24 protein-coding genes are annotated in these 24,010 nt (G+C 66.0%); 11 read left to right on the forward strand and 13 right to left on the reverse strand.

Going from position 1 to position 24,010, the window contains the following annotated elements; all coding sequences use genetic code 11:
• Positions 1–42 precede the first annotated feature (42 nt).
• The 3 genes from KSS94_RS15885 to KSS94_RS15895 are packed head-to-tail and all read left to right on the forward strand — an operon-like array spanning position 43 to position 3,205.
• Positions 43–1,341 (forward strand): MFS transporter, encoded by a 1,299-nt coding sequence (locus tag KSS94_RS15885; RefSeq protein ID WP_217839049.1) that lies wholly within the window; start codon positions 43–45, stop codon positions 1,339–1,341.
• Between the two features lie 20 nt (positions 1,342–1,361).
• Positions 1,362–2,210 carry a transketolase gene (locus KSS94_RS15890; protein WP_217839050.1) on the forward strand — a complete coding sequence of 283 codons (849 nt, stop codon included), beginning with the start codon at positions 1,362–1,364 and terminating at the stop codon, positions 2,208–2,210.
• On the forward strand, positions 2,207–3,205 hold the full coding sequence (locus KSS94_RS15895; RefSeq protein ID WP_217839051.1) for a transketolase family protein: 999 nt from the start codon (positions 2,207–2,209) through the stop codon (positions 3,203–3,205). Before KSS94_RS15890 ends, KSS94_RS15895 begins: the two co-directional genes overlap by 4 nt.
• Before the next feature lie 119 nt (positions 3,206–3,324).
• On the opposite strand, the gene KSS94_RS15900 is transcribed toward KSS94_RS15895, so the two are convergent.
• The 3 genes from KSS94_RS15900 to KSS94_RS15910 all read right to left on the reverse strand — a co-directional run bounded on the left by KSS94_RS15900 (position 3,325) and on the right by KSS94_RS15910 (position 7,391).
• Complete coding sequence (locus KSS94_RS15900) at positions 3,325–5,709, reverse strand: TonB-dependent receptor (protein WP_217839052.1); 2,385 nt, start codon at positions 5,707–5,709, stop codon at positions 3,325–3,327.
• 234 nt (positions 5,710–5,943) lie between these two features.
• On the reverse strand, positions 5,944–6,879 hold the full coding sequence (locus KSS94_RS15905) for a FecR domain-containing protein (protein ID WP_225935798.1): 936 nt from the start codon (positions 6,877–6,879) through the stop codon (positions 5,944–5,946).
• Positions 6,876–7,391 (reverse strand): sigma-70 family RNA polymerase sigma factor, encoded by a 516-nt coding sequence (locus tag KSS94_RS15910; protein WP_217839054.1) that lies wholly within the window; start codon positions 7,389–7,391, stop codon positions 6,876–6,878. Before KSS94_RS15910 ends, KSS94_RS15905 begins: the two co-directional genes overlap by 4 nt.
• Positions 7,392–7,527: 136 nt before the next feature.
• Here KSS94_RS15910 and KSS94_RS15915 point away from each other — a divergent pair, with 136 nt between their 5' ends.
• Positions 7,528–9,090 (forward strand): GGDEF domain-containing protein, encoded by a 1,563-nt coding sequence (locus tag KSS94_RS15915; protein WP_217839055.1) that lies wholly within the window; start codon positions 7,528–7,530, stop codon positions 9,088–9,090.
• An 80-nt stretch (positions 9,091–9,170) separates the two neighbouring features.
• Here KSS94_RS15915 and ureG read toward each other — a convergent pair whose 3' ends face one another.
• The 8 genes from ureG to KSS94_RS15955 all read right to left on the reverse strand — a co-directional run bounded on the left by ureG (position 9,171) and on the right by KSS94_RS15955 (position 14,846).
• Positions 9,171–9,794 (reverse strand): urease accessory protein UreG, encoded by a 624-nt coding sequence (gene ureG, locus KSS94_RS15920; RefSeq protein ID WP_217839056.1) that lies wholly within the window; start codon positions 9,792–9,794, stop codon positions 9,171–9,173.
• Positions 9,795–9,804: 10 nt separating this feature from the next.
• Positions 9,805–10,479, reverse strand: coding sequence for an urease accessory protein UreF (locus KSS94_RS15925; RefSeq protein ID WP_217839057.1), 675 nt, complete (start codon positions 10,477–10,479; stop codon positions 9,805–9,807).
• Positions 10,479–11,024 (reverse strand): HupE/UreJ family protein, encoded by a 546-nt coding sequence (locus tag KSS94_RS15930; protein ID WP_217839058.1) that lies wholly within the window; start codon positions 11,022–11,024, stop codon positions 10,479–10,481. Before KSS94_RS15930 ends, KSS94_RS15925 begins: the two co-directional genes overlap by 1 nt.
• Positions 11,025–11,042: 18 nt before the next feature.
• Positions 11,043–11,540 (reverse strand): urease accessory protein UreE, encoded by a 498-nt coding sequence (ureE, locus tag KSS94_RS15935; protein WP_217839059.1) that lies wholly within the window; start codon positions 11,538–11,540, stop codon positions 11,043–11,045.
• A gap of 131 nt (positions 11,541–11,671) precedes the next feature.
• Positions 11,672–13,375 (reverse strand): urease subunit alpha, encoded by a 1,704-nt coding sequence (gene ureC, locus KSS94_RS15940; RefSeq protein WP_217839060.1) that lies wholly within the window; start codon positions 13,373–13,375, stop codon positions 11,672–11,674.
• The gene (locus KSS94_RS15945; RefSeq protein WP_217839061.1) at positions 13,372–13,689 is read right to left on the reverse strand and encodes an urease subunit beta; all 318 of its coding nucleotides are present in this window, start codon (positions 13,687–13,689) and stop codon (positions 13,372–13,374) included. The genes ureC and KSS94_RS15945 overlap by 4 nt, the downstream gene beginning before the upstream one ends.
• Before the next feature lie 10 nt (positions 13,690–13,699).
• The gene (locus KSS94_RS15950) at positions 13,700–14,002 is read right to left on the reverse strand and encodes an urease subunit gamma (RefSeq protein ID WP_217839062.1); all 303 of its coding nucleotides are present in this window, start codon (positions 14,000–14,002) and stop codon (positions 13,700–13,702) included.
• 10 nt (positions 14,003–14,012) lie between these two features.
• Complete coding sequence (locus tag KSS94_RS15955; RefSeq protein WP_217839063.1) at positions 14,013–14,846, reverse strand: urease accessory protein UreD; 834 nt, start codon at positions 14,844–14,846, stop codon at positions 14,013–14,015.
• Between the two features lie 320 nt (positions 14,847–15,166).
• Here KSS94_RS15955 and KSS94_RS15960 point away from each other — a divergent pair, with 320 nt between their 5' ends.
• The 4 genes from KSS94_RS15960 to KSS94_RS15975 all read left to right on the forward strand — a co-directional run bounded on the left by KSS94_RS15960 (position 15,167) and on the right by KSS94_RS15975 (position 18,237).
• Entirely contained in the window at positions 15,167–15,520 is a 354-nt protein-coding gene (locus KSS94_RS15960) for a hypothetical protein (RefSeq protein ID WP_217843613.1), read from the forward strand.
• Positions 15,521–15,977: 457 nt separating this feature from the next.
• Positions 15,978–16,229 (forward strand): hypothetical protein, encoded by a 252-nt coding sequence (locus tag KSS94_RS15965; protein WP_217839064.1) that lies wholly within the window; start codon positions 15,978–15,980, stop codon positions 16,227–16,229.
• Between the two features lie 126 nt (positions 16,230–16,355).
• Complete coding sequence (locus KSS94_RS15970; protein ID WP_217839065.1) at positions 16,356–17,375, forward strand: branched-chain amino acid aminotransferase; 1,020 nt, start codon at positions 16,356–16,358, stop codon at positions 17,373–17,375.
• Between the two features lie 211 nt (positions 17,376–17,586).
• The gene (locus tag KSS94_RS15975) at positions 17,587–18,237 is read left to right on the forward strand and encodes a TIGR04211 family SH3 domain-containing protein (RefSeq protein ID WP_217839066.1); all 651 of its coding nucleotides are present in this window, start codon (positions 17,587–17,589) and stop codon (positions 18,235–18,237) included.
• Between the two features lie 173 nt (positions 18,238–18,410).
• Here the strand turns inward: KSS94_RS15975 and KSS94_RS15980 are convergent, their stop codons facing one another.
• Positions 18,411–19,346: a 5'-nucleotidase gene (locus KSS94_RS15980; RefSeq protein WP_217839067.1), complete on the reverse strand. Its 936-nt coding sequence runs from the start codon at positions 19,344–19,346 to the stop codon at positions 18,411–18,413.
• A gap of 324 nt (positions 19,347–19,670) precedes the next feature.
• Positions 19,671–20,549: a LysR family transcriptional regulator gene (locus tag KSS94_RS15985; RefSeq protein ID WP_217839068.1), complete on the reverse strand. Its 879-nt coding sequence runs from the start codon at positions 20,547–20,549 to the stop codon at positions 19,671–19,673.
• Between the two features lie 228 nt (positions 20,550–20,777).
• On the opposite strand from KSS94_RS15985, the gene argC reads away from it, so the two are divergent.
• The 3 genes from argC to KSS94_RS16000 all read left to right on the forward strand — a co-directional run bounded on the left by argC (position 20,778) and on the right by KSS94_RS16000 (position 23,916).
• The gene (gene argC / locus KSS94_RS15990) at positions 20,778–21,704 is read left to right on the forward strand and encodes an N-acetyl-gamma-glutamyl-phosphate reductase (RefSeq protein ID WP_217839069.1); all 927 of its coding nucleotides are present in this window, start codon (positions 20,778–20,780) and stop codon (positions 21,702–21,704) included.
• A gap of 1,056 nt (positions 21,705–22,760) precedes the next feature.
• On the forward strand, positions 22,761–23,447 hold the full coding sequence (locus KSS94_RS15995; protein WP_217839070.1) for a GNAT family N-acetyltransferase: 687 nt from the start codon (positions 22,761–22,763) through the stop codon (positions 23,445–23,447).
• A gap of 193 nt (positions 23,448–23,640) precedes the next feature.
• Complete coding sequence (locus tag KSS94_RS16000) at positions 23,641–23,916, forward strand: peptidylprolyl isomerase (RefSeq protein ID WP_133323846.1); 276 nt, start codon at positions 23,641–23,643, stop codon at positions 23,914–23,916.
• Positions 23,917–24,010: the final 94 nt, after the last annotated feature.

The raw sequence follows: 24,010 nt of genomic DNA on the forward strand, positions 1-24,010 counted from the left end.
GCCACGGCGGGGCAATCGATAACAACAAGAGATCAGATCGACATGACCACCCTCACCCTCAACGCGGCCTCGGCCGCGCGCAGCAATGCCTACCGCAAGACGGCCTGGCGGCTGATGCCCTTTCTCATGCTGTGTTACCTGTGCGCCTACCTCGACCGGGTCAACGTCGGCTTCGCCAAGCTTCAGATGATGGACGACCTGGCGCTGTCCGAAGCCGTGTACGGCCTGGGCGCCGGGATGTTCTTCATTGGCTACTTCCTGTGCGAGGTGCCCAGCAACATCATCCTGCACAAGGTCGGCGCGCGGCGCTGGATCGCCCGCATCATGATCACCTGGGGCCTGATTTCGGCGCTGTTCGCCTTTGTCGAGACCGCCTGGCAGTTCTATGTATTGCGCTTCTTTCTCGGTGTCGCCGAAGCAGGCCTGGCGCCGGGCCTGCTGCTGTACCTGACCTACTGGTTCCCCTCCTACCGGCGGGCGAAGATGACCGCCCTGTGGTTCATCGCCATTCCGCTGTCGGGCATGCTCGGCGGGCCGCTGTCGGGCTGGATCATGGAGCGCTTCGCCGGGGTGCACGGCTGGGCCGGCTGGCAGTGGATGTTCGTGCTCGAAGCCCTGCCTACGGTGCTGGTGGGCTTCTTGGTACTCAGCTACCTGAAGGACGGCGTCGAGCAGGCCCACTGGCTCAGCGACGATGAAAAAGCCCTGGTGCGCAAGGAGCTGGCCGAAGACGAACAGCACAAGGTACAGCACGGCTCGGTGGGCGACTTCATTCGCGACCGGCGCCTGTGGCTGCTGGCGGGCATCTACTTTTGCGTGGTCATGGGCCAGTACGCCATCACCTTCTGGCTACCCACCCTGGTGCGCAACGCCGGGGTGGCCGAGCCGTTGCACATCGGCCTGCTCACCAGCCTGCCCTATTGCTGCGCCATCGGCGCCATGCTGCTGGCCGGGCGCAGCGGCGACCGTCACCGCGAGCGGCGCTGGCACCTCGCAATCCCGATGCTGGCCGGCGCCCTCGGGCTGACCCTGGCGGCGCTGTTCGCCAGCCATCTGAGCCTGTCGATCCTGAGCCTGTGCCTGGCCGCTGCCGGCATTCTGTCGGCTTCGTCGCTGTTCTGGATGCTGCCCACCACGCTGCTTGGCGGTGTATCGGCCGCCGCCGGCATCGCTGCGGTAAACAGCTTCGCCAACCTGGCCGGGTTCTGCTCGCCGTTTCTCATCGGCTGGGTCACCAGCAGCCTGGGCAGCAATGCCGTCGGCATGTACCTGATCACCGCCGTGCTGGTGTTCGGTGCACTGCTGGTGTTCCGCGTACCGGCAAGCCTGGTCAACCGTTAATTCCCCCGAAGGAGTCACCCATGAACACCGTACCCGCTACCCCGGGTGCGCGGCCCCTGGCTGCGCGCGCCCACAATATCCGTCGCCATGCCCTGCGCATGGGCCAGGTCCAGGGCCAAGGCTATATCGGCCAGGCCCTGGGCGCAGCCGACCTGCTTGCCGTGGCCTACTTCCATGCCTTGCGCATGGACCCAGGCAACCCCGAGTGGGAGCAGCGCGACCGTTTTTACCTGTCCATCGGCCACTACGCCATCGCCCTGTACGCTGCGCTGATCGAAGCCGGGGTCATTCCCGAAAGCGAGCTTGAAACCTACGGCAGCGACGACAGCCGCCTGCCCATGTCGGGCATGGCCGCCTACACCCCCGGCATGGAAATCACCGGTGGCTCGCTGGGCCATGGCCTTGGCATCGCCGTCGGCGCGTGCCTGGGGCTCAAGCGCAAAGGCTCGGACAGCTGGGTGTACAACCTGCTGTCGGACGGCGAGCTGAACGAAGGCTCCACCTGGGAGGCGGTGATGTCGGCCAGCCACTGGCGCCTGGACAACCTGATTGCCATCGTCGATGTGAACAACCAGCAGGCCGACGGCCACTCCAGCGAGGTGCTGGCCTTCGAGCCCATCGTCGAGCGCTGGCAGGCCTTCGGCTGGCATGTGCAGCGGGTCGACGGCAACGACCTGGACGCCCTGGTACAGGCCTTCGAACAGGCCCGCGCACATACCGCTGCGCAACCGCGGGTGATCATTTGCGACACGCGCATGGGCAAGGGCGTGCCGTTTCTCGAGAACCGCGACAAGACCCACTTCATCCGCGTCGACGAACACGAATGGGAACTTGCCCTGCAAGCACTGGACGCCGGGAGCCACGCATGAACAGCCAAGCCACCGAAAAGAAACGCCTGACTACCTCGGCGATGATCGCCTCCATCGCCGCCGAAGGCCAACCTACCCGCCCCGCACCGTTCGGCCACGCCCTGGCGGTGCTGGCCGAGCAGCGCCAGGATATCGTCGGCCTGAGCGCTGACTTGTCCAAGTACACCGACCTGCACATCTTCGCCAAGGCCCACCCCGAGCGCTTCTACCAGATGGGCATGGCCGAGCAGTTGCTGATGAGCGCCGCCGCCGGCATGGCCCGCGAGGGCCTGACGCCGTTCGCCACCACCTATGCGGTGTTCGCCTCGCGGCGGGCCTACGACTTCATCTGCATGGCCATCGCCGAGGAGAACCTCAACGTCAAGATCGTCTGCGGCCTGCCGGGCCTGACCACCGGCTACGGCCCCAGCCACCAGGCCACCGACGACCTTGCGATCATGCGCGCCATGCCCAACCTGATGATCGTCGACCCGTGCGACGCACTGGAAATCGAGCAGGCGGTACCGGCTATCGCCGCCCACCAGGGCCCGGTGTACATGCGCCTGCTGCGCGGCAACGTGCCGCTGGTGCTGGACCGCTACGACTACCGCTTCCAGCTGGGCAAGGCCCAGGTGCTGCGTGGCGGGCGCGATGTGCTGCTGATCGCCAGCGGGCTGATGACCATGCGCGCGCTGGAGGCCGCAGAGCTGCTGCATAAGGACGGCGTGGACGTGTCGGTGCTGCACGTGCCGACTATCAAGCCGCTGGACGAGGCGACGATTCTGGCCGAGGCGCGCAAGCCCGGGCGGCTGGTGGTCACCGCCGAGAACCATTCGATCGTTGGCGGGTTGGGCGAGGCGGTAGCCGGGATGCTATTGCGCAACGGCGTGGCCCCGACCTTCCGCCAGATAGCCCTGCCCGATGCGTTCCTCGATGCGGGGGCGTTGCCGACCTTGCATGACCGCTATGGCATCTCCACCGAGGCGGTGACGCGCCAGGTCAAAGCCTGGCTGTAGGGCCCCATCGCCGGCAAGCCGGCTCCTACACGTACAACGCAGGCCCGAGAGTTGTGCGCCCCCTGTAGGAGCCGGCTTGCCGGCGATCACCTGCGCAGCAGGTGCCATCCACTCCCGGGTCAGAACCCCACAGTCGCCGACACCAGCCAGGTTCGCGGCGTGGACATCGTCATGCCGGTGGCGGTGCCTTCCGGCACGTTGGCCGAGGCCCAGTAGGCTTTGTCCAGCACGTTCTCCACGCTGGCACGCAGGGTAACGTCCTTGCCGCCCAGCTTCATGGCGTAGCGCGCGCCCAGGTCGTAGCGCTGCCAGGCATCGAGCTTCTGGGTGTTGGCGGTATCCAGGTACTGGCTGCTGGTGTGGATCATCCGTGCGCTCAGGGTCAGCCCCTGCACCGCCGGAATGTCCCACTCCAGCCCCAGGTTGGCGTTGACGATCGGCGCGCCCACAGGCCGCTTGCCGTCATTCACGCCGCCCACCGTACGCACCTGGGTGGCATCGAGGAACATCGCCCCGCCCAGCACCCGCACCCCGTCCAGCGGCTCGCCGAACAGGTTCAGCTCAAGGCCCTGGTTGCGCTGCTCGCCGTCATCACGCAGGTAACCTGCAGCATCGGTGTAGTACATCGGCCGCTCGATGCGGAACAGGCTGAGGGTAGTGCTGAAACGGCCCATGTCGTACTTGGCCCCCACCTCCAGCTGCTTGCTGCGAAACGGCGCGAACACCTCGCCGCTGTTCTCGGCGGTTTCCGGCGCGGTCTGGCCCTGGGTCAGGCCCTCCATGTAGTTCATGTACAGCGACAGCTGCTCGGTGGTGCGCCACACCAGGCCCATGGCCGGCGAAGTGGCGCGCTCGTCGTAGGCCTGGTCGGGGATGCCATCGGTACTACTGTCCACCTCCACCCGCTGCAGGCGGGCACCCAGGGTCAGCAGTACGGTATCGTCGGCAAAGCTCAGGGTATCGGCCAGGGCCAGGCTGGAGAGCACGGTTTCGGTGTGGGTCGGGTCGTCCGGCGCGGTCGGCGTGCCGGGACTCGGCAGCGCCACCGGCTCGAACAGGTTGCTCACGCCGTTGGCGTAGCGGGCGCCGCTGTTGTCGAAGGTCAGCTCGAAGCGGTTCAGGCTCAGGTTCAGGGTGTGGCCGACCGGGCCGGTATTGAACCAGCTGCGCGCACCTACAGTGGCGGTACGCACGTCTTCTTCACGCTGGAACGCCCGGGGGCTCACGGTAAAACGCCCGCTGTTGTTGTTCACCAGCACGTTGTGGCGCAGGAAATCGTAGTCGCCCTTGCGCGCACCGAAGGCGCCATAGAGCATCAGGCTGTCGCTGATGTCGTACTCGCCGCGCAGCGCGCCGAAGGTATCCTTGGCCCGCGAGTAGCTCCAGGGCTGGGCGAAGTTGTGGTGCACGTCCTTGGCCTTCGGCACTTTCACATTCGCCGCCAGGCCCACCCGTTCCATCGGCGCATCCACATCCCGCTCCTGGTGGCCCACATCCAGCGACAGGCGCGCCCGCTCGCCGCGCACATCGAAGCCCAGCACCGTGGCTTCGCGGTCCAGGCTCTGGTGGTCCCATTCGGTGTCGCCCGACTGGCGCACGGCGTTCAGGCGCAGGCCGAAGCGCTGGTCTTCGCCGAAGCGCCGGCCAATATCCACGTGGCCACCGGCCTGCCCGGCCGAGGCATACAGCGCGGTGAACTCGGTCAGCGGCGTGTCGCCGGCGCGCTTGGGCTCGATGTTCACCCCGCCGCCGATGCTGCCGTTGGGCGCCAGGCCATTGAGCAAGGCGCCGGGGCCCTTGAGGATATCCACCCGCTCGACCATTTCCATGTCGATGGAATAGGTGGGCAGCACACCGTACAGGCCGCCATAGGCGACATCGCTGTTGTACAGGCTGAAACCGCGCACCGAGAACTGCTCGAAGCGCCCGGCGGAGGGGTTGGTGGTGCGCACCGAGGGGTCATTGGCCACGGCATCGGCCAGGGTGCGGGCCTGCTGGTTCTGCAGGGCCTCGCTGGTGAGCGAGGTCATGTTGAACGGGGTTTCCATGAAATCCCGCTCGCCCAGCAGGCCCTGGTTGCCACGCCGCGCCACCTGGCCGCCGGCATAGGCGTCGCTGGCCGGGCCGAAACCTTCACCGTTGATGGTAGTGCTGGGCAATTCATGGGCGCCCTCGACTGGCTGCGCCTGCGGCACCAGGGTGTAGCCGCCCTGCCCGGCCGGCAGCAATTGCAGGCCCGAACCACGCAGCAAGGCCTGGAAACCTTCCTCCACGCCGTATTCGCCCTGCAGCCCGGCGCTGCTGCGCCCGCTCACCAGTGCCGGGTCCACCGACAGGCTTACCCCGGCCTGGCCGGCAAAACGGGTCAAGGCGCCGGCCAGGCTGCCGGCGGGCACATCAAAGCTGCGCCGGGCAGTGGCGTCGGCGCAGGCCAGGGTTGGCAGGCCGAGGGCGAGTAGCAGCAGTGGTGTGGACAGGGGGCGCAACAGTGGGGTCAGGGGCATCCGCAAGGCTCTTGTTGGAGGGGTGATGCCGTGAATGACAGGCGAGTGCGAAAAAGGGGACAGTCTTTTGCAATGTTTTTTGCATCTGCCGCAGACATTCGAATTCTGCAGGGTGGCGCACCACCTGTAGGAGCCGGCTTGCCGGCGATGGGGCCGGTACAGGCCTGCATGGCACCTGCTGCGCAGGTGATCGCCGGCAAGCCGGCTCCTACAGGGCGCGCGTCCGTTCGGCGTTCAGCCCGCCAGCTGGCGCGGCGCCAGCGACACCCAGTAGCGGGTGCGGTAGTGCACCTGCAGCGGCAGGCTGGCCGCCAGCAGCGCGAAGATGCGGTCGGTATCGTCAAGCTGGAAGGTGCCGGTCACCCGCAAGCGCTCCAGTGCCGGGTCCCAGCGCAACAGGCCCGGGCGGTAGCGGCGCAGTTCGCGCAGCAACTGGCCCAGTGGCTGGTTGTCAGCCAGCAGCAGGCCCTGTTGCCAGCCCGGCAACTGCACATCGAAGGTTTCACTGGCATGGGCACCGGTGACGCCGAACGAAAGCCGCTGCCCTGCCCGCAGGCGCATTGTGGCGCCGGCCAACGGTTGCACATCAAGCTGGCCACGGCTGACCGCGACCTCGCAGCGCCCGCCGTCCAGGCGTACGCAGAAAGCTGCGCCCCAGGCCTGCAACAGCCCTTGCTCAACCTCAACCTGCACAGGCCCGCTGCCGTCCACGGCAATCTCGCCCTGCACCAGTTGCAAGCGGTGACGCCCTTGGGCGAAGTCCAGGTTCACGGCACTGGCGGTATTCAGTTGCAACCGGGTGCCATCCGGTAGGGTCAGCCCACGGCGTTCACCCGTAGCCGTGCGCAAGTCGGCGCGCCAGCTGGCAACCGGCAGTTGCCGGTAACCCAACCAGGCCAGCGGTAACAGGCCACCTACGGCCAGCGCCTGGCCCAGCAGGCGGCGCCGGCCCGGGTCAGGCCGGTCGAGGCAGGCCACCGCCAAGGGCGCCGGCACCTCGGCAAAACGTCGGCGCAGGCCTTCGGCCTTCTGCCACAGCGCTTCGTGGGCGGCGCTGCGCTGGCGCCAGCGGCCAAGCTCGGCCGCCTGCTCGGCGCTCAGCTCACCGGCATCCTGCAGCGCCAGCCACTGCGCCGCCTCCCGGGCGAGCAAGCGGGCCTGCTCGCTCACAGCTCCACCAACAGACAATGCTCGTAGGCTTGGGCCATGTAGCGCTTCACCGTGCGCTCGCTGACCTGCAAGCGCTCGGCGATGGCGGCATAACCCAGCCCTTCGAGCTGCGACCAGAGGAAGGCCTGGCGCACCGGGCGCGGCAGGCCATCGAGCAATTCATCGAGGGCGTGCAGGGTTTCCAGCAACAGCCAGCGCTGCTCGGGCGACGGCACCAGTGCCTCGGGCAGGTTGGCCAGGGCATCGAGGTAGGCACGCTCCAGGTCGCGGCGTTGGAAATGGTTGACCAGCAAGCGCCGACCCACGGTCAGCAGGTAAGCCCGGGGTTCGCGCAGGCTGGGTAACGCCTGGGCCTGCTGGGCGGCGAGCACCCGCACGAAGGTGTCCTGGGTCAGGTCGGCGGCGGCCCAACTGTCACCCAGGCGCCGCTGCAACCAGCTGTGCAGCCAGCTACGGTGCTGGCGATAGAGCGCGTCTACGGCCATTTCAGGTGCTGGGCTTGAGTCGGTCATTGAGGCGCTACACGGCTGTGAGTTGTAAATGCGAGTGATTCTAATTTTTTGTAATGGGCATGCCAAGTGCCGCCCGGGCGGCACTTTACGCCGAAGCAGCCATACTTGTGCCGCCCCCCCATGCCGAAGGACCGCCATGCCCAGACGCCTGCCGCTGTTTCACCTGCGCCCCCTGGTGCTCGCCATTGTCGTGCTGGCCTGCCTGGCCACCCTGGGCAACGTGCTGTACGTTGCTTACCGGGTGCAGCACGATGCCCTGGTGCACTTTTCGCTGCAGACCAACCTGGCCTATGCCAACAAAGTGGCCTCGAGCATCGATGAGTTCCTGCGCTCGGCGCAGAGCCGCCTGCACTACAGCGCCACGCAACTGGGCCAGCACTTCGACGACGCCAGCCTGCTGCAGACCCAGGCCAAACTGCTGCAGGCCCAGGACGAGGACTTCAACTCCATCGTCATCATGGGTGCCGATGGCCAGGTGCGGGTGGCCTATCCCGATATCGCCCAAGTCGCAAGCCACAGCCACCACTCGCCGCAACTGCAGCAGGCCCTGGCCGCACAGCGGCCCACCATCAGCCCGGCCTATACCTCGCGCGGCAACAACCTGGTAGTGCTGGTTGCCGAACCGGTGTTCGCCAGGGATGGCCGGTTCCTCGGCATCGTTGCCGGCTCGGTGTTCCTCAAGAAGGACAGCGGCCTGCACACCGCCATCGCCGCGCACTACACCCAGGACGGCACCTTCGCCTTCGTCGCCGACGCCAACCGCCGCCTGCTCTACCACCCCGACGCCACGCGCATCGGCGCGAAGGCCAGCGGCAGCCCGACCATCGAAGCGGCCCTGCGCGGCGAAAACGGCACCCTGGCGGCGCCCAACTACATCGGCATTCCCATGCTTTCAGGCTTCGCCCCGGTAACCGATGCGCACTGGGCGGTGGTCGCCCAGCAACCCCGCGAGCATGCCTTGGCGCCGCTGCGCGAACTGACGCGCAAGGTGCTGCTGTACATTCTGCCGGCCAGCGTGCTCGGCCTGTTGTTGATGCTGTGGATGACCTACCGCCTGACCCTGCCGCTGCGCCAGCTGGCCGACAGCGCCCTGCGCATTGCCGCCGGTGAGCCTGCCGAACCGCTGCACCGGGTAGACGCCTGGTACGCCGAGGCCGCCGCCATTCGCAGCGCCCTGCTGGCGGGCGAGCGGCTGTTGCAGGAGCGCTTCGGCAAGTTGCGCCAACAGGCCGAAAGCGACGCCCTGACCGGCCTTGCCAACCGCAGGGTGCTGCAGGCAGCACTGGACGAGCTGATGGACAGCGACCGGCAGTTCGCCGTGCTGGCACTGGACATCGACCACTTCAAGCGGGTCAACGACACCTACGGCCACGATGCCGGCGACGAGGTGCTGCAGCACCTGGCCGAGCTGCTGCGGCGCAGCGCACGCCAGCAGGACCTGCCCTGCCGGGTGGGTGGCGAGGAGTTCACCCTGCTGCTGGCCGATACTGGCCTGGATGACGCCCGGCAGATTGCCGAGCGCATCCGCGAAGCGGTGGAAATGGCCGATACACCCCATGTCGGCAAGCTCACCCTGTCGATTGGCGTGGCTTGCCGGCAGGCCGACACGGCACTTGCCGAAACCTTGCTCAAGCAGGCCGACGAACAGCTGTACAAGGCCAAACAGAACGGGCGTAACCGGGTGGAGGTGCTGGTTTGAAGGCCAAAGGCCCTATCGCCGGCAAGCCGGCGATTGCGATTCTAGCCCCCACAAATGCAACTGGCGGCCTGGCTGCGCTGTCAGCCCCTGACCCCAAGCATCCCGCGCTCGACAATGAAATCGATCACCGCCTGCAACCCCTCGCCCTTTTTCAGGTTGCTGAAGGTCCAGGGCCGCTGCGGCCGCATACGGTTGGTATCGCGCTCCATCACCTCCAGCGAAGCCCCCACATAGGGCGCAAGGTCGGTCTTGTTGATCACCAGGAAGTCCGACTTGGTGATACCCGGCCCGCCCTTGCGCGGGATCTTCTCGCCTTCGGCGACATCGATCACGTACACGGTGAGGTCCGCCAGCTCGGGGCTGAAGGTGGCGCTGAGGTTATCGCCACCGCTTTCGACGAAGATCACCTCGAGGTTACCGAACTTGCGCGCCAGGGCTTCCACCGCCGCCAGGTTCATCGAGGCATCTTCGCGGATGGCCGTGTGCGGGCAGCCGCCGGTCTCGACACCGACAATGCGCTCGGGCTCCAGCGCCCCGGCCTCGGTGAGGATGCGCTGGTCTTCCTTGGTGTAGATGTCGTTGGTCACCACGGCGATCTGGTAGTGGTCGCGCATGGCCTTGCACAGGCATTCGAGCAACGCGGTCTTGCCCGACCCGACCGGGCCGCCGACACCGACGCGCAGGGGTTGCTGGTAGTTTTCCATCTGGCAGTCCTCAGGAACGGAACAAACGGGTGTATTGGGTTTCGTGGCGTGACGAAGCAATGGCCAGCAGCGGCAGCCCGCCACCGAGCTGGTGGTCTTCAAGCGTCAAAGCGTGGTCGAGCACAGCGGGTAGTTCGGCGCCCAGGTCACGCAGCAAGGTCTGGGCAGCCTGCTGGCCGAACGGCACCAGCTTCACCCCCGCCATCACCGCGCCCTCCAACCAGGCAAAGCCGAGGCCCAGGGCGAGCTGGCGCAGCGGGATGGCCCAGTGCGCACCGAGCCAGGCCATGCCGCCCAGCTGGCTGAGCTCAAGGCTTGGCCGCCATGGGGCAGAATGGCCCAGTTGCCAGCCATCGAGCATGCGCGCCAGGGCACTGCCGCGCTGCTGCTCTTCAAGGCGCAGCTCGGCGGTTTCGCGGTTGGCCAGCAAGAAGCGGCTCCAGCGGGCGAAGGCATCGGCATCACCGGACTGGCTGGCCTGGTACAGCCGCGCCAGCACCGGCCAGTCGACGCAGCCGAGGGTGTCGTGCAACTGCTCGCGCTGCCAGGCAGCAAAGCTTGCGCTGTCGCGCACCCAGCCGGCCTCCACCGCCCACTCCAGGCCCTGCGAGTAGGTGAAGCCACCCACCGGCAGGCCGGGGCTGGCCAGTTGCAGCAGGCGCAGCAGCGCCAGGTCGCTGTTCATCAACCGGCCAGCAGCACGGCTGCACCGGCCAGCAGACCGCCGCCGAAGGCCTTCTGCAGGCCGGCATGGCGGCGCAGCGCGCAGCCGATGCCAAAGCCTGCAGCCAGCAACAGGCCGCTGACGGTGACAAAACCTGCACTGAACTGCCAGAACGCGCTGGGGGTGGCTTCAACGCCATGGGCCCAACCGTGGAACAGCGCGAACACCGGCATGATCAGCGCCAGCAGCACCTGGCGGCTGGGCAGCAGCATGGCGGCGGCGGCCACCAGCAGGGAGCCGGTGATCATCTGCTCCATGCCCAGCACGTCACCGAACAGGTGACCGCACACCGCGCCGCCGAACATCGCCGCCAGGGTCGCCAGGGGCAGCGCCAGGGTGCGCCCGGTCAGGGCGGCGAGCACGCCGGTGCCCAGCAGCATCAGCAGGTGATCGAGGCCGGTCAGCGGGTGCAGCAGGCCATCCTGCAGCGGGTTGGCATCGTGGCCGGGGTGAGCGAAGGCCGGTACGGCCACCATCAGCAGCATCAGGGCGAGGGTCTTTTTCATTGTTGTCTCCAAGGCAGTTCAGGAATGGGCTGGCAGGCGCACGAACGGGTGGTCGTGGCCATGCTCATGGCTGTGGCTGTGGCTGTGCGCGGCGCTCTGGTAGGCGCCGGCCTCGGGCTCGAAGGGGGCTTGTTCGGCGTCCACGTTCAGGCCCAGGCCGCGCAGCATGTCGTCCAGCACGTGGTCATGCTGGTAGCGCAACAGCCCCGGCTCGATCTGCAGCGGCACGTGGCGGTTGCCCAGATGGTAGGCGGCGCGGGCCAGCAGGTGCGGGTCGGCGCAGCGCACGGTGGACACCGCCTCCGGGGCGGCCAGCACACGGATCACCTGGCTGCCCTCGGTGTCGGCCAATAGCTCGCCGCCACGCAGCAGGTGGCCGCGCTCGAGCATCAGGCCGGCCTCGCGGCCGTCGTCCAGGGTTACGCGCAAACGGCTCTTGATGCGGCTGTCGACACTCAAGGTGACGCTGCCGGTTACCGCGGCGGCTTCAGTGAGCCTGCGGGTCAGTACGATCATGTTCACTCCTTACAAAAAAACCGGCTTGCAACGATAGGCACCGTGGGAGCGGGCTTGCCCCGCGATTGTTGGCACCGGCGCTGCCGGTGATCGCGGGGCAGGCCCGCCCTCACGCCCCCACTTTCAAGCCTTCAGAACAGGAAATAACGCTGCGCCAGCGGCAGTTCGGTGGCTGGCTCGCACACCAGCAGCTCACCGTCGGCACGCACCTGGTAGGTTTGCGAATCCACCTCGATCACCGGTTGCAGGGTGTTGTGCAGCATGTGCGCCTTGCGCACCTGCCGGCATCCATGGGCCAGGCCGATCAGGCTCTGCAGCTTCAATTGCTCGGGCAGGCCACGGTCCAGAGCAGCCTGGGGCAGGAAGGTCATGCGCGTGGCATGGCGCGCCGCACCCAGGGCGCCGAACATGGGCCGGTAGTGCACCGGTTGCGGGGTAGGGATCGAGCCGTTGATATCGCCCATGGGCGCAGTGGCGATCATGCCGCCCTTGATCACCAGCGCCGGCTTGACCGCAAAGAACGCCGGGGCCCACAGCACCAGGTCGGCCAGCTTGCCCACCTCCACCGAACCCACCTCGTGGGCGATGCCGTGGGTCAGCGCCGGGTTGATGGTGTACTTGGCGATGTAGCGCTTGACCCGGAAGTTGTCGCTGTAGGCGGTGTCCGGCGCCAGCGGGCCGCGGCGCAGCTTCATCTGGTGCGCCACCTGCCAGGTGCGCAGCACCACCTCGCCTACCCGGCCCATGGCCTGGGAGTCGGACGAGGTCATGGCAAAGGCGCCCATGTCGTGGAGGATGTCCTCGGCGGCGATGGTCTCGCGGCGGATGCGCGACTCGGCGAAGGCCACGTCCTCGGCAATGCTTGGGTCCAGGTGGTGGCAGACCATGAGCATGTCCAGGTGCTCGTCGACGGTGTTGACCGTGTACGGCAGGGTCGGGTTGGTCGACGACGGCAGCACGTTGGCTTGCCCTGCCGCGCGGATGATGTCCGGGGCATGGCCGCCGCCGGCACCTTCGGTATGGAAGGTGTGGATGGTGCGGTCGCCGATGGCGGCCAGGGTGTCCTCGATGCAGCCCGACTCGTTGAGGGTGTCGGTGTGGATCGCCACCTGGATATCCATCTCTTCGGCCACACCCAGGCAGCAGTCGATGGCCGCCGGGGTCGAGCCCCAGTCCTCGTGCAGCTTCAGGCCCACGGCACCGGCGGCGATCTGCTCGCGCAGCGCTTCGGGGCGCGAGGCGTTGCCCTTGCCCAGCAGGCCGATGTTGATCGGCAGGCTGTCGGCAGCCTGGAGCATACGCGCCAGGTACCAGGGGCCCGGGGTGCAGGTGGTGGCATTGGTGCCGGTGGCCGGCCCCGTGCCGCCGCCAATAAAGGTGGTCACGCCGCTGGTCAGCGCTTCTTCGACCTGCTGCGGGCAAATGAAGTGAATGTGCGAGTCGATACCACCTGCGGTGACGATCTTGCCTTCGGCGGCGATCACCTCGGTGCCCGGCCCCACCGGCACGGTCACACCCGGCTGCACGTCGGGGTTGCCGGCCTTGCCGATGGCGGCGATGCGCCCGTGCTTGACGCCGATATCGGCCTTGACGATGCCCCAGTGGTCGATGATCAGGGCGTTGGTCAGCACCAGGTCCATGGCTTTGCTTGCGAGCATCTGGCCCTGGCCCATGCCGTCGCGGATCACCTTGCCACCACCGAACTTGACCTCTTCGCCGTAGACGGTGAAGTCCTTCTCGACCTCCACCCACAACGCGGTATCAGCCAGGCGCACGCGGTCGCCCACGGTGGGGCCGAACATGTCGGCGTAGGCCCGACGGGAAATACGGCTCATGCCAGGCCCTCCAGCGCGCCCATTACCTTGCCCTGAAAGCCGTACACCTCACGCTTGCCGGCGTAGGCCACCAGTTGCACGGTGCGCGACTGGCCCGGCTCGAAACGCACTGCGGTGCCGGCCGGGATGTCCAGGCGAAAGCCCAGGGTCGCTGCGCGCTCGAACACCAGCGCATCGTTGACTTCGAAAAAGTGATAGTGCGAGCCGACCTGCACCGGCCGGTCGCCGTGGTTGGCCACGCTGACGCTGAGCGTGGCGCGGCCAACGTTGAGTTCGATGTCGCCGGCGGCGACCTGGATTTCTCCGGGGATCATGGGCTGCACCTCAGACGATGGGGTCATGCACGGTCACAAGCTTCGTGCCGTCGGGGAATGTGGCTTCGACCTGGACGTCGTGGAGCATCTCGGGTACGCCGTCCATCACCTGCTCGCGCACCAGTACTTCGCGGCCCAGGCTCATCAGCTCGGCGACGCTGCGGCCATCGCGGGCCCCCTCGAGCACCGCGGCGCTGATCAGCGCCACCGCTTCCGGGTAGTTGAGCTTCAGGCCACGGGCCAGGCGCCGTTCCGCCAGCAACGCGGCGGTGAACAGCAGCAGTTTGTCTTTCTCTCGCGGGGTCAGCTCCATGATGGCTCTCTCAAGTGGCCCAGATGCGCGGCGGGCACGGCGCCAGGCCGAGCACGGCCGGGCGCAGCAGGTGCCAGAGGCGCTGCAGGTTGTGTTGCAGGTGTTGGTTGTCGTGGTCGAGCAGACGGATCACCAGCAGCTCGCCCAGCAGGGTGGCGCCGGCTGGCGTGGGCAGCGTGTCGAGCACCTCGCGCACCTGGTCCAGCACGGCCTGCGTAGCCGGTGCGGCGCAGAAGGTGGCCAGTAGCGGGTGGTCGCCCACCTTGGCCAGTTGCCCGCCGTCGATGCGCAAGCGCTCGTGCAGGCCAGGGTCACCGGGCATTTCGATGTGCAGCAGGCTGTCCAGCGCGCCTTGCTCGAAGCGCTCGTTCATCACCGGGCGGCCCAGGCACAGAGTCTCCCAGGCCAGCAGGCGGGTACCGGGCTCCAGGCTGAATCGGCTGGCCAGGCTCGCGCGGGCGCCATTGAAGAAGATGCTGTCCTGGGGCAGCCACTCCAGCGTGCTGCCGGCGGCCAGGTGAAAACGCTGGGCCAGCTGCGCAGTGGGGCCGATGCTGCGGTAGAACTTGCTCGCCCCGGGCATGGTCAGCAGCGCGTGGCTGCCGGGCTCCAGGTGGATGTCCAGCTCCAAGCGGTCACCGGCGACGATGCCGCCGGGCGGATGCAGCACATACACATGGCATGGCGCGCCTTCCGGGTAGAAGGGGCGCTGCACCAAAAGGGGTCCATGGTGGTGACGCGCACCAAGGCGGGTCACGCCGTCGCGCAACACAAAGCGCAACCGCAGGTGCGCACTCCAGCCTGCCTGCTGCTCTTGTGCGCCGATTTGTTCCGGCAACCCCATGCCCTACCCCTGTAAACCTTGGCCTTGCCCGCCATGCCGCGGCGCCTGAGGCACCGCGCCAGAGCTGCTGGCTGACCGTTCGATCAAAATTGTCGAACGGGATGTTGCAGGTTGCAGGCCAAGTCGTAGGATTAATCTGAATGAATTTTCCTACATGGATGCAAACGGTTGTTTGACTGTGTGGAGAGCTGCGCAAATGCGGGACAAACAGTCGCCCCAGAGCGGTGCCGACAGCGCTAAACTGCCGCCCTTCGATTAGGCCCACCGGGAGTTTTCATGCACCATTGCAGCGCCACCCCCTGCCTGTACGGGGCCATTGCCTGATGGCCGGCAACAAGCGCGCACTCGCGCGCCAGGAGCGGGAGATGGTCGCCTGCCTGACCGACGCCTGCACCACCGCCCAGGCCGAGATCGTCGGCTTTGCCTGGCTTACCCACCGGGTCGACCTCGACGACTTCCCCGCCAGCCTACGCATTACCTGGGTGTTCAGCGACGACACGGCCAAAGCCGAGGCGCTGGCCGGCGAGGCCAAGGCACGCATGCTCGAGCTGACCGAACAGGCGCTGATGGAGGCCGGCATCCACCTCGACCATGTGGCCTGGCATGTGCGTTTCGACAGTGAAGAGGCCTGCTGGCGCGACCAGGGCGGGGATTGGAACCGGCGGCTGCGTTGACGCTGCCAATCGCCTGTAGGAGATCACCCAGCCCTTCGGGCTGCGCTGTCGCGCAGGGAACTGCGGCCGCAAGCGCGCCCGCGCCCTCTGTAGGAGCCGGCTTGCCGGCTCCTACAGGATCGCGCGAAGCCAGAACCAAGCGCTGTACCTGTGAGAGCGGCTTTAGCCGCGAAGCAGGCGCCGCGCTGGATGGCACCGGCTTCGCCGGTGTTCGCGGCTAAAGCCGCTCCCACAGAATCTTCGTTAAATCAACGAGTTGTGATTTGTTCCATAGGAGCCGGCTTGCCGGCGATGAGGCCAGTACAGGCAGCACAAGGCCGTTCCCTATGTTCGCAGCGCCCTGAACTACAGAAAATTCTCACAGCCACTTCGGAAACAAGGCCATTCGCTCAACAGCAAAAACCTTTCACTGTCCGGCCTCAGGGAAACAGGCCCACGCAACGAAAGGGAAGCCGCTGTGCAATTCGAGAAAACCTTCATCACGGCAGCGCTGCTCACGCTTGCAGCAGCCATGCTCCATCACAACCTTCGCGCTGCAAAGGTACGTAAATGGGCCGGGCTGGCCCTGCTTGGCGCCGGTGTGCTGGCTTGGAGCTTCCTGCCCCAAGGCCTGTACCTGGGCGTGGAGTGGTTCATATGGGTGCCATTTCTGGTCTGCACAGGCTCTGGCCTGTTCGTTCATCGTAATCGCCATCGCGACAATGACTGACGCGGGCCTCTACGCCCGGCGGATTCTGTGACTGGACGTTTCCGATCGGCCCGGGATGTATTAAGGTGGCGGGGTGCGCATATAAAAGCAGCCCGCCGTGTTCGGGCGTTGAGCAATGAGGGTGTCATGAGCAACGAAAGCATTAACTGGGACAAGCTGGGCTTCGACTACATCAAGACCGACAAGCGCTACCTGTCCGTATGGCGCAACGGCGAGTGGGACAAAGGCACCCTGACCGAAGACAACGTGCTGCACATCAGTGAAGGCTCCACCGCCCTGCACTATGGCCAGCAGTGCTTCGAAGGCCTCAAGGCCTACCGCTGCAAGGACGGTTCGATCAACCTGTTCCGCCCCGACCAGAACGCCGCGCGCATGCAGCGCAGCTGCGCCCGCCTGCTGATGCCGCACGTACCGACCGACGTGTTCATCGAGGCCTGCAAGCAGGTGGTCAAGGCCAACGAGAAGTTCGTCCCGCCGCACGGCAAAGGCGCCCTGTACCTGCGCCCGTTCGTCATCGGCACCGGTGACAACATCGGCGTGCGCACCGCCCCAGAGTTCATCTTCTCGGTGTTCGCCATCCCGGTAGGCTCGTACTTCAAGGGCGGCATGAAGCCGCACAACTTCCAGATTTCCAGCTTCGACCGCGCCGCTCCGCAGGGCACCGGCGCAGCCAAGGTCGGCGGCAACTATGCAGCCAGCCTGCAGCCGGGCGCCGAAGCGAAGAAAGCCAACTTCGCCGACGCCATCTACCTGGACCCGCTGACCCACAGCAAAATCGAAGAAGTCGGTTCGGCCAACTTCTTCGGCATCACCGCCAACAACGAGTTCGTCACCCCGAAATCGGCCTCGGTGCTGCCCGGCATCACCCGCCTGTCGCTGATGGAACTGGCGCAATCGCGCCTGGGCCTGAACGTGATCGAAGGCGACGTCGAAATCAGCAAGCTGGACCGCTTCATCGAAGCCGGCGCTTGCGGTACCGCGGCGGTGATCACCCCGATCGGCGGCATCGAGTACAACGGCAAGCTGCACGTGTTCCACGACCTGGAAAAGGTCGGCCCGGTTACCCAGAAGCTCTACAACGAGCTGACTGGCATCCAGAGCGGTGACATCGAGGCACCGGCTGGGTGGATCATCAAAGTCGCCTGAGGCGCACCTTGCAACACCGACGGGGCAGGCCAGCGATGGCCTGCCCCGTTTTCGTTGGCGTGTACATTCGGCAACACTCTGAGGGCATTTCCTACGCCAGGCAGTGAACCTGCCTACAAAAATGCGGTCTTTGGCTGACGGTCAATTCACCCGACCGGTTCATCGGCCCATCCATCGGGCCTTCATTTGCCCAGTTTCTGCGAAGACCACCATGCCCAACACCCAGCCTGCCCCCCTCGCCCTCACCGCCCTGCGCAGCGGCCTGATCGCCGCCCTGATCGCCCTCGCCGCCCCCGCCCATGCCGAAGAAGCCGCCAGCGACGCGCGTTGGGTCAGCGACAGTTTGAGCACCTATGTCCGCAGCGGCCCCACCGACGGCCACCGTATCGTCGGTACCCTCAAGTCGGGGCAGAAGGTCAGCCTGCTGACCAGCCAGGGCAACTACAGCCAGGTGCGCGGCCAGAGCGGCGACCTGGTATGGATCCTCACCAGCGACCTGCAGGCGGTCCCCGGCCAGAACGAACGCCTGCCGCAGCTGGACCAGCAGGTGGCGGAGCTGTCGGGGCAACTGAAGACCATCGACGACAGCTGGAAGAGCCGCGTGCAGGGCATGCAGGAGACGCTGGACTCGCGCAAGGCGCTGATCGACGAGCTGGAAACCCGCAACAAGGGGCTCAACGAGCAGCTCGAACAGTCGCAGTCGAGCCTGCGCGATGTGCAGGCGCGCCTGGGTGACGAGAACAAGCAGGTGATGATGCGCTACATGGTATACGGCGGCAGCATCGCCGGGGCCGGGTTACTGGCGGGGCTGATCCTGCCGGCGCTGAGCCGTGGGCGCAAGCGTAACGATCGCTGGTTCTGATAGATCTCTCGATAGGCTTGCACGACTCCTGTAGGAGCGGCCTTGCGCCGCGAAAGGGCCGCACAGCGGCCCCAGGATTTCAACGTGGAGCATAGATTGCCGGGGCCGCGCTGCGGCCCTTTCGCGGCGCAAGGCCGCTCCTACAGGCTACCGTATGTAGACTTGGTGCAGCTTCACCCCAACCGGTTGGTCACCCCGAACGGCACATGCACCGAAGGCACCACGGTACTGGTGCTCTTCAAATGCCCCGACTGGTCGTCGAAGAAGATGTGCGGCTTGAGCACCTGCAGCACCCGGCGCTTTTCGATGCCGCCGAGGAAGAACGCATCGTTGGCCATCACCCCCCAGCTTTTCAGGGTATTCAGCGCCCGCTCGTGGGACGGCGCGTTGCGCGCGGTAACGATCGACACCCGCAGACGGTTGGCGTAGTCAGGGTAGGCCAGCTTGTACTGCTCCTCTGCCGCCTGAATGCGCGCAATGCGTACGAAGAATTCCTTCAACGGCCCGGGGTTGTGCGGCTGGGCGACGTTCTTCACCTCGTGGGCATGGAACCGGCCCAGGCCACCCGCCTGCATCACCGCCTCCGACTCGTCCCCCGCCAGCACGCCGTCAAAGTCGAAGGCGATGCGCAGGTTGTCGTCGCTCTCGTCATCGTCGAACTGCGAGTCGAGCACCTGCCCGGCGGGGTAGCCGGCCTGAATGGCGGCGTCCACGTGCTGCTTGTCGGCCGACAGAAACAGCGCGATGTTCAGCGCCGGGATGTACTCGTAAGGGGAACGGCCCTGGGTGAAAATCGCCCGGGTCATGTTCAGTCCGTAGTGATTGATGGTTTTCATCACCCGCAGCCCGGTGTCCGGGTCGTTCTGCGACAGCAGCACCACCTCCACCAGCGGGTCCTCGGGGTCGTCGCGCAGGTCGTTGAGCGCCAGCAGGCGCTTGATGAACGGGTAGGCGATGCCCTTGCCCAACGGCACATCCAGGTGTTGCTCCTGGTACTTGCGGTACTGCGCCTCGCCGTCGCGGCGGAATACCGCGTCCGACTCGCTCAGGTCGAACACCGCGCTTGAGGCCACACCGATTACCAGGCGGTCATCCAGTTCGAAAGGCATGCTGCAATCCTTGTGCGGTGTTGGCGGGGGCGCCGGTTGTCGAGGTGCGGGGGGAGCTTACAACAGCGCCGCGCGTGAGGCGACGCAAAGCCTTCAAGTGCATGCGGTGAAAGACACGTGGGAGCGGGCTTGCCCCGCGATACCGGCGTAGCCGGTGCCATCCGATCGCGGGGCAAGCCCGCTCCCACAAAGCCCATGCCAGTTGGTCAAGTGCCTGGCGCTACTTGCCCCGCACCTTGTTGTAGATGGCCTTGGCGCAGCCACAAGGATAGTTGCGCAAGCCAATGGCCGCGCGGCCTTCAGCCCAGCGGTGCCTGCTGGGGGCTAGCGTAACCTGGCCAACGCCGCCAGCACGTGCCCGATAGCCCGCTCCACCTCGCCATCCCGGCAGGCGATGCCCAACTGGCGCCACAGCCCTGGCCGCAACGGCCGGCGCACGATACGCGGGTCGTGCTGCTGCACCTCGCCCTCCTGGGGCAGCAAGGTCGCGCCGTACCCCGCCGCCACCAGGCTCTTGATCGCATCGTTGTAGTTCAGCTCGATACGCGCCTCGGGGTACAACCCTGCCGCGGCGAACCATTCCGAGGTCACCCGCGACAGCTGCGTGCTGCTGTCATTCAAGATCAACGCCCGCCCGGCCAGCCAGGCCGGGGAAACCCGCGCCGGTGGCTGCCAGTCGGCGGGCAGATAGGCCACGATCGGGTCGCGCCGCCAGGGGGTCAGCTTCAAGCCCTTGCCCGCCACCTGGGGCAGCGCCACCAGACCGATATCCAGGCTGCCGTCACGCAGTTGCGAAAGCGACGCCTGCGAAGTGAGCACCTGTACCTGCACGTCGATCCCCGGGTGTTCCACGCGCAAGGCTTGCAGGGCCTGGGGCAGCAGGTGGGCGATGGCGCCGGTGGAGGCCCCCAGGCGCACGCGCCCGGTCAGGCCTTCGACCTGGCGGCGCACTTCGTCCAGCGCCTGGTCGGCATCTGCCAGCAGGCGCCGGGCACGGGCCAGCAGGGTTTCGCCGATGGCCGTGGGCCGCACATGCCCGCGGGTGCGGTTGAGCAGCGGCGCGCCAATGCGGGCTTCGAGCTCGGCCACATGCAGGCTGATGGTGGGGGGTGCCAGGTTGAGCTGGCGGGCAGCGTCGGCGAACGAGCCGTGGTCGGCAATTACCACTAGCGTACGCAGGCGGTCGAGGCTGATTTCGCGCATGTGGACGTAACCTCAAGCCCCTGTAGGAGCCGGCTTGCCGGCGATGAGGGCGGGCCTGCAGGCAAAAGCCTGCGCCTTGTGCCGGGGCTGACGGCCCTATCGCCGGCAAGCCGGCTCCTACAGGGTTTTATTCAGGATTTATGAATGTTGTGATCATTATATTCAAATTTTCTTTCGTCCAGCGGCAAGCGAGGATAGCCCTACTCCCCTTCACCACGGACACCCCCCATGCACCAGCCACTTGTCTTCATCGACGGCGACCAAGGCACCACCGGCCTGCAGATCCACGCTCGCCTGCACGGCCGCCACGACCTGCGCCTGCTCACCCTGCCCGAGGCCGAACGCAAAGACCCGGTACGCCGCGCCGAGGCCATCAACAGCGCCGACATCGCCCTGCTGTGCCTGCCTGACGCCGCCGCCCGCGAAGCGGTGGCGACCCTGCGCAACCCGGCGGTTCGGGTGATAGATGCAAGTTCTGCGCACCGCACCACCCCGGGCTGGGTGTATGGCCTGCCGGAGCTGGACCAGCAGCAGGCCGAACGGATCGCCCGCAGCAACCGCATCAGCAACCCGGGCTGCTACCCCACCGGGGCCATCGCCCTGTTGCGTCCGCTGGTAAAGGCAGGCCTGCTGCCGGCGGACTATCCGCTGAGCATCCATGCTATTTCTGGCTATTCCGGCGGTGGCCGCGCAGCGGTGGAGCGTCATGAGCAACCTGGCGACGGCTACCTGCCTGCGTTGCAGCTGTATGGGCTGGAGTTGGCGCACAAGCATGTGCCGGAAATCCAGCAGCATGCCGGGCTGAGTGCGCGGCCGGTGTTCGTGCCGGGCTACGGGCACTATCGCCAGGGCATCGTGCTGAGCATCCCGCTGCAGCTGCGGCTGTTGCCGGGGGTGAGTGCCGAGCAGTTGCAGGCGTGCCTTGAGCAGCATTACCAGGGCGCGAAGCATGTGCAGGTGATGCCGTTGCACCAGCATGGGCCCGCGGCGGCGCTGGACCCGCAGGTGTTGAACGACAGCAATGATTTGCGTTTGGCGGTGTTTGCCAATGCCGAGCATGGGCAGGTGTTGTTGACGGCGGTGTTTGACAACCTTGGCAAGGGTGCTTCGGGGGCTGCTGTGCAGAATCTGGATTTGGTGTTGGCGGGGGTTTAGGGTTCGGGTTCGGGTTCGGGTTCGGGGCTTTATGGGTGATTGCTTTCGGAGATGTATGCGCATTCATTGACGATATGCGCTTTTCGTCACCTTTCCGCCCTTACGGCGGGTCACTTTTTGTCAAACGCGACAAAAAGTAACCAAAAAACGCTGGCTCCCATCATCCGGCCCTACGCTTCGCTCCGGGTCCCCTCGCTCCGGGCTTGCTCCGGAGGTACGCGCCGACGGGCCGTCCCTGGCCCGATCGGCGCTCGACCGGCATCCATGCCGGTCGCCCTCCTACGCAAGCCCTACGCTCGGCCTCCTGAAGTCGCGATTTGTGTTGCCTGGGCTATTGCGCGCTTAGAAGCAAGATCAAGATCAAGATCAAGATCAAGATCAAGATCAAGAGCTGGGATGTTGGTTTGATTGTTGTTGATATGTTGTTTGCTCTGACGCCATCGCGGGGCAAGCCCGCTCCCACTTTAGATATTTGTACGCAGTTACAGCGTGGGAGCGGGCTTGCCCCGCGATTCAATCCTGAGTTCCCACGGTGGCAACTAGCGACCGAGCTGCGTACTTACAGGCGCCGCCACTAACTTCGCGACTTCAGGAGGCTTCACTGCGGGATTGCGTAGGGGGGCGACCGGCATGGATGCCGGTCGAGCGCCGATCGGGCCAGGGACGGCCCGTCGGCGCGTACCCCCGGAGCAAGCCCGGAGTGAGGGTACCCCGGAGCGCAGCGCAGGGGCCGGATGAATGGAGCGAGCATTTTTTGCTTACTTTTGATCGGCCGGCGCTCCGGGCTTCAAAAAGTGAGCCGCCGTAAGGGCGGAAAGGTGAATAAGCGTCACTACAAATAATGAATGCGCCTACAACTTTCAAAACCAACCAACCAACCAAATCAAATCAAATCAAATCAAATCAACAAACGATAACACCCCACCACAATATACCCGCCCCCACACAACCCCCAATCCCCCGCCAGCAAACACCGACAGGCAAATACGCACCCCAGCCACTTAGCAGGTAGAATGCCCACCCCGTACACCGCCCCCACCCGGAGCCCACCCCGAGATGTTCATCCTCCGCCGCCTCGACGGCGTTCCGCCAGAATCCTTCCAGAGCCAGATCCGTCAGTTGGTGATCGACCATGTCGGCCAGCTCAGCAGTGTCGCCATCAGCCAGGACAACCCGCTCTACCCGCTGTACCAGTACGGCGTGGGGCTTGAGGTACACCAATACCTGATGGCCCTGGACGGTACCCGCGGCCTGGCGGTGCAAGTAATTCTCGCGCTGGACGCCGAGGCCCCGGACCAACTGCTGGGCTTCGCCCTGGCGCTGCCGGCACAGGACGACCCCCAGGCGTGCGCCCTCGCCTACCTCGCCGTCAGCGCCAGCCATCGCCGCCAAGGCATCGCCCAGGGCCTGCTGGATGACCTGCGCGCACGCTTTGCCTGCGTCGAACTGAGCACCTTCGCCAACCAGGTGCCCTGGTTCGAGGCCATGGGCCTGCAGGTGGTCGCCAGCGCCGGGCCGCAAGTGCTGATGAGCAGCACCGGCCAGGCCAGCGGTGCGTTGATCGGGCGGCTGGACATTGCCCCGATCTACCAGACCGTCGAGGTGATGCAGATCCATGCCTACCTGCTCAAGCAGCATGGTGATGAGGCAATGATGGAGGCCGAGCAATTGCGCGACGAACGGCTGGATGGGCTGGCACTGCAGGCCAAGGACTGCGTCAGGCAGCGGCTGCTGCGCCATTGAATCAACGCGCTGGCAGCCCGCAGCAATCACCAGCGAACCTGCAAGCCATCTGTAGCCGGCTTGCCGGCGATGAGGCCGCCACAGCCAGCACCAGGCAGTAGCTCCCACCACTCAACCAGCCTTGAAGCCCCTGACCACCCGACATCAGGCATAATGTCGCCCTTTTTCACCCCGCAGCACAGGTACCTCCCCCATGAAAGCCCAAGCCCGCCACATCCTGGTCAAGACCGCTGAAGAAGCCGAAAAGCTCAAGCAGCGTATCGCCAATGGCGAAGCCTTCGACGTGCTGGCCAAAAAGTTCTCCACCTGCCCTTCGGGCAAGCGCGGCGGCGACCTGGGCGAAGTGCGCCCCGGCCAGATGGTGGGCGCCATCGACCAGGTGATCTTCAAGAAGCCCCTGCGCGTGGTGCACGGGCCGATCAAGAGCAAGTTCGGCTACCACCTGGTGCAGACCTTCTACCGCGATTGACCGGCGTGGCGCTTTGCCACCCATCATTTTTGCCAGTTGCGCCCTGCGTGGCGGCCTCTATACAACCGGAGTAACCCTGCACAGCGCGCCAGTC

Source organism: Pseudomonas fakonensis, from assembly GCF_019139895.1.
GTDB lineage: Bacteria > Pseudomonadota > Gammaproteobacteria > Pseudomonadales > Pseudomonadaceae > Aquipseudomonas > Aquipseudomonas fakonensis.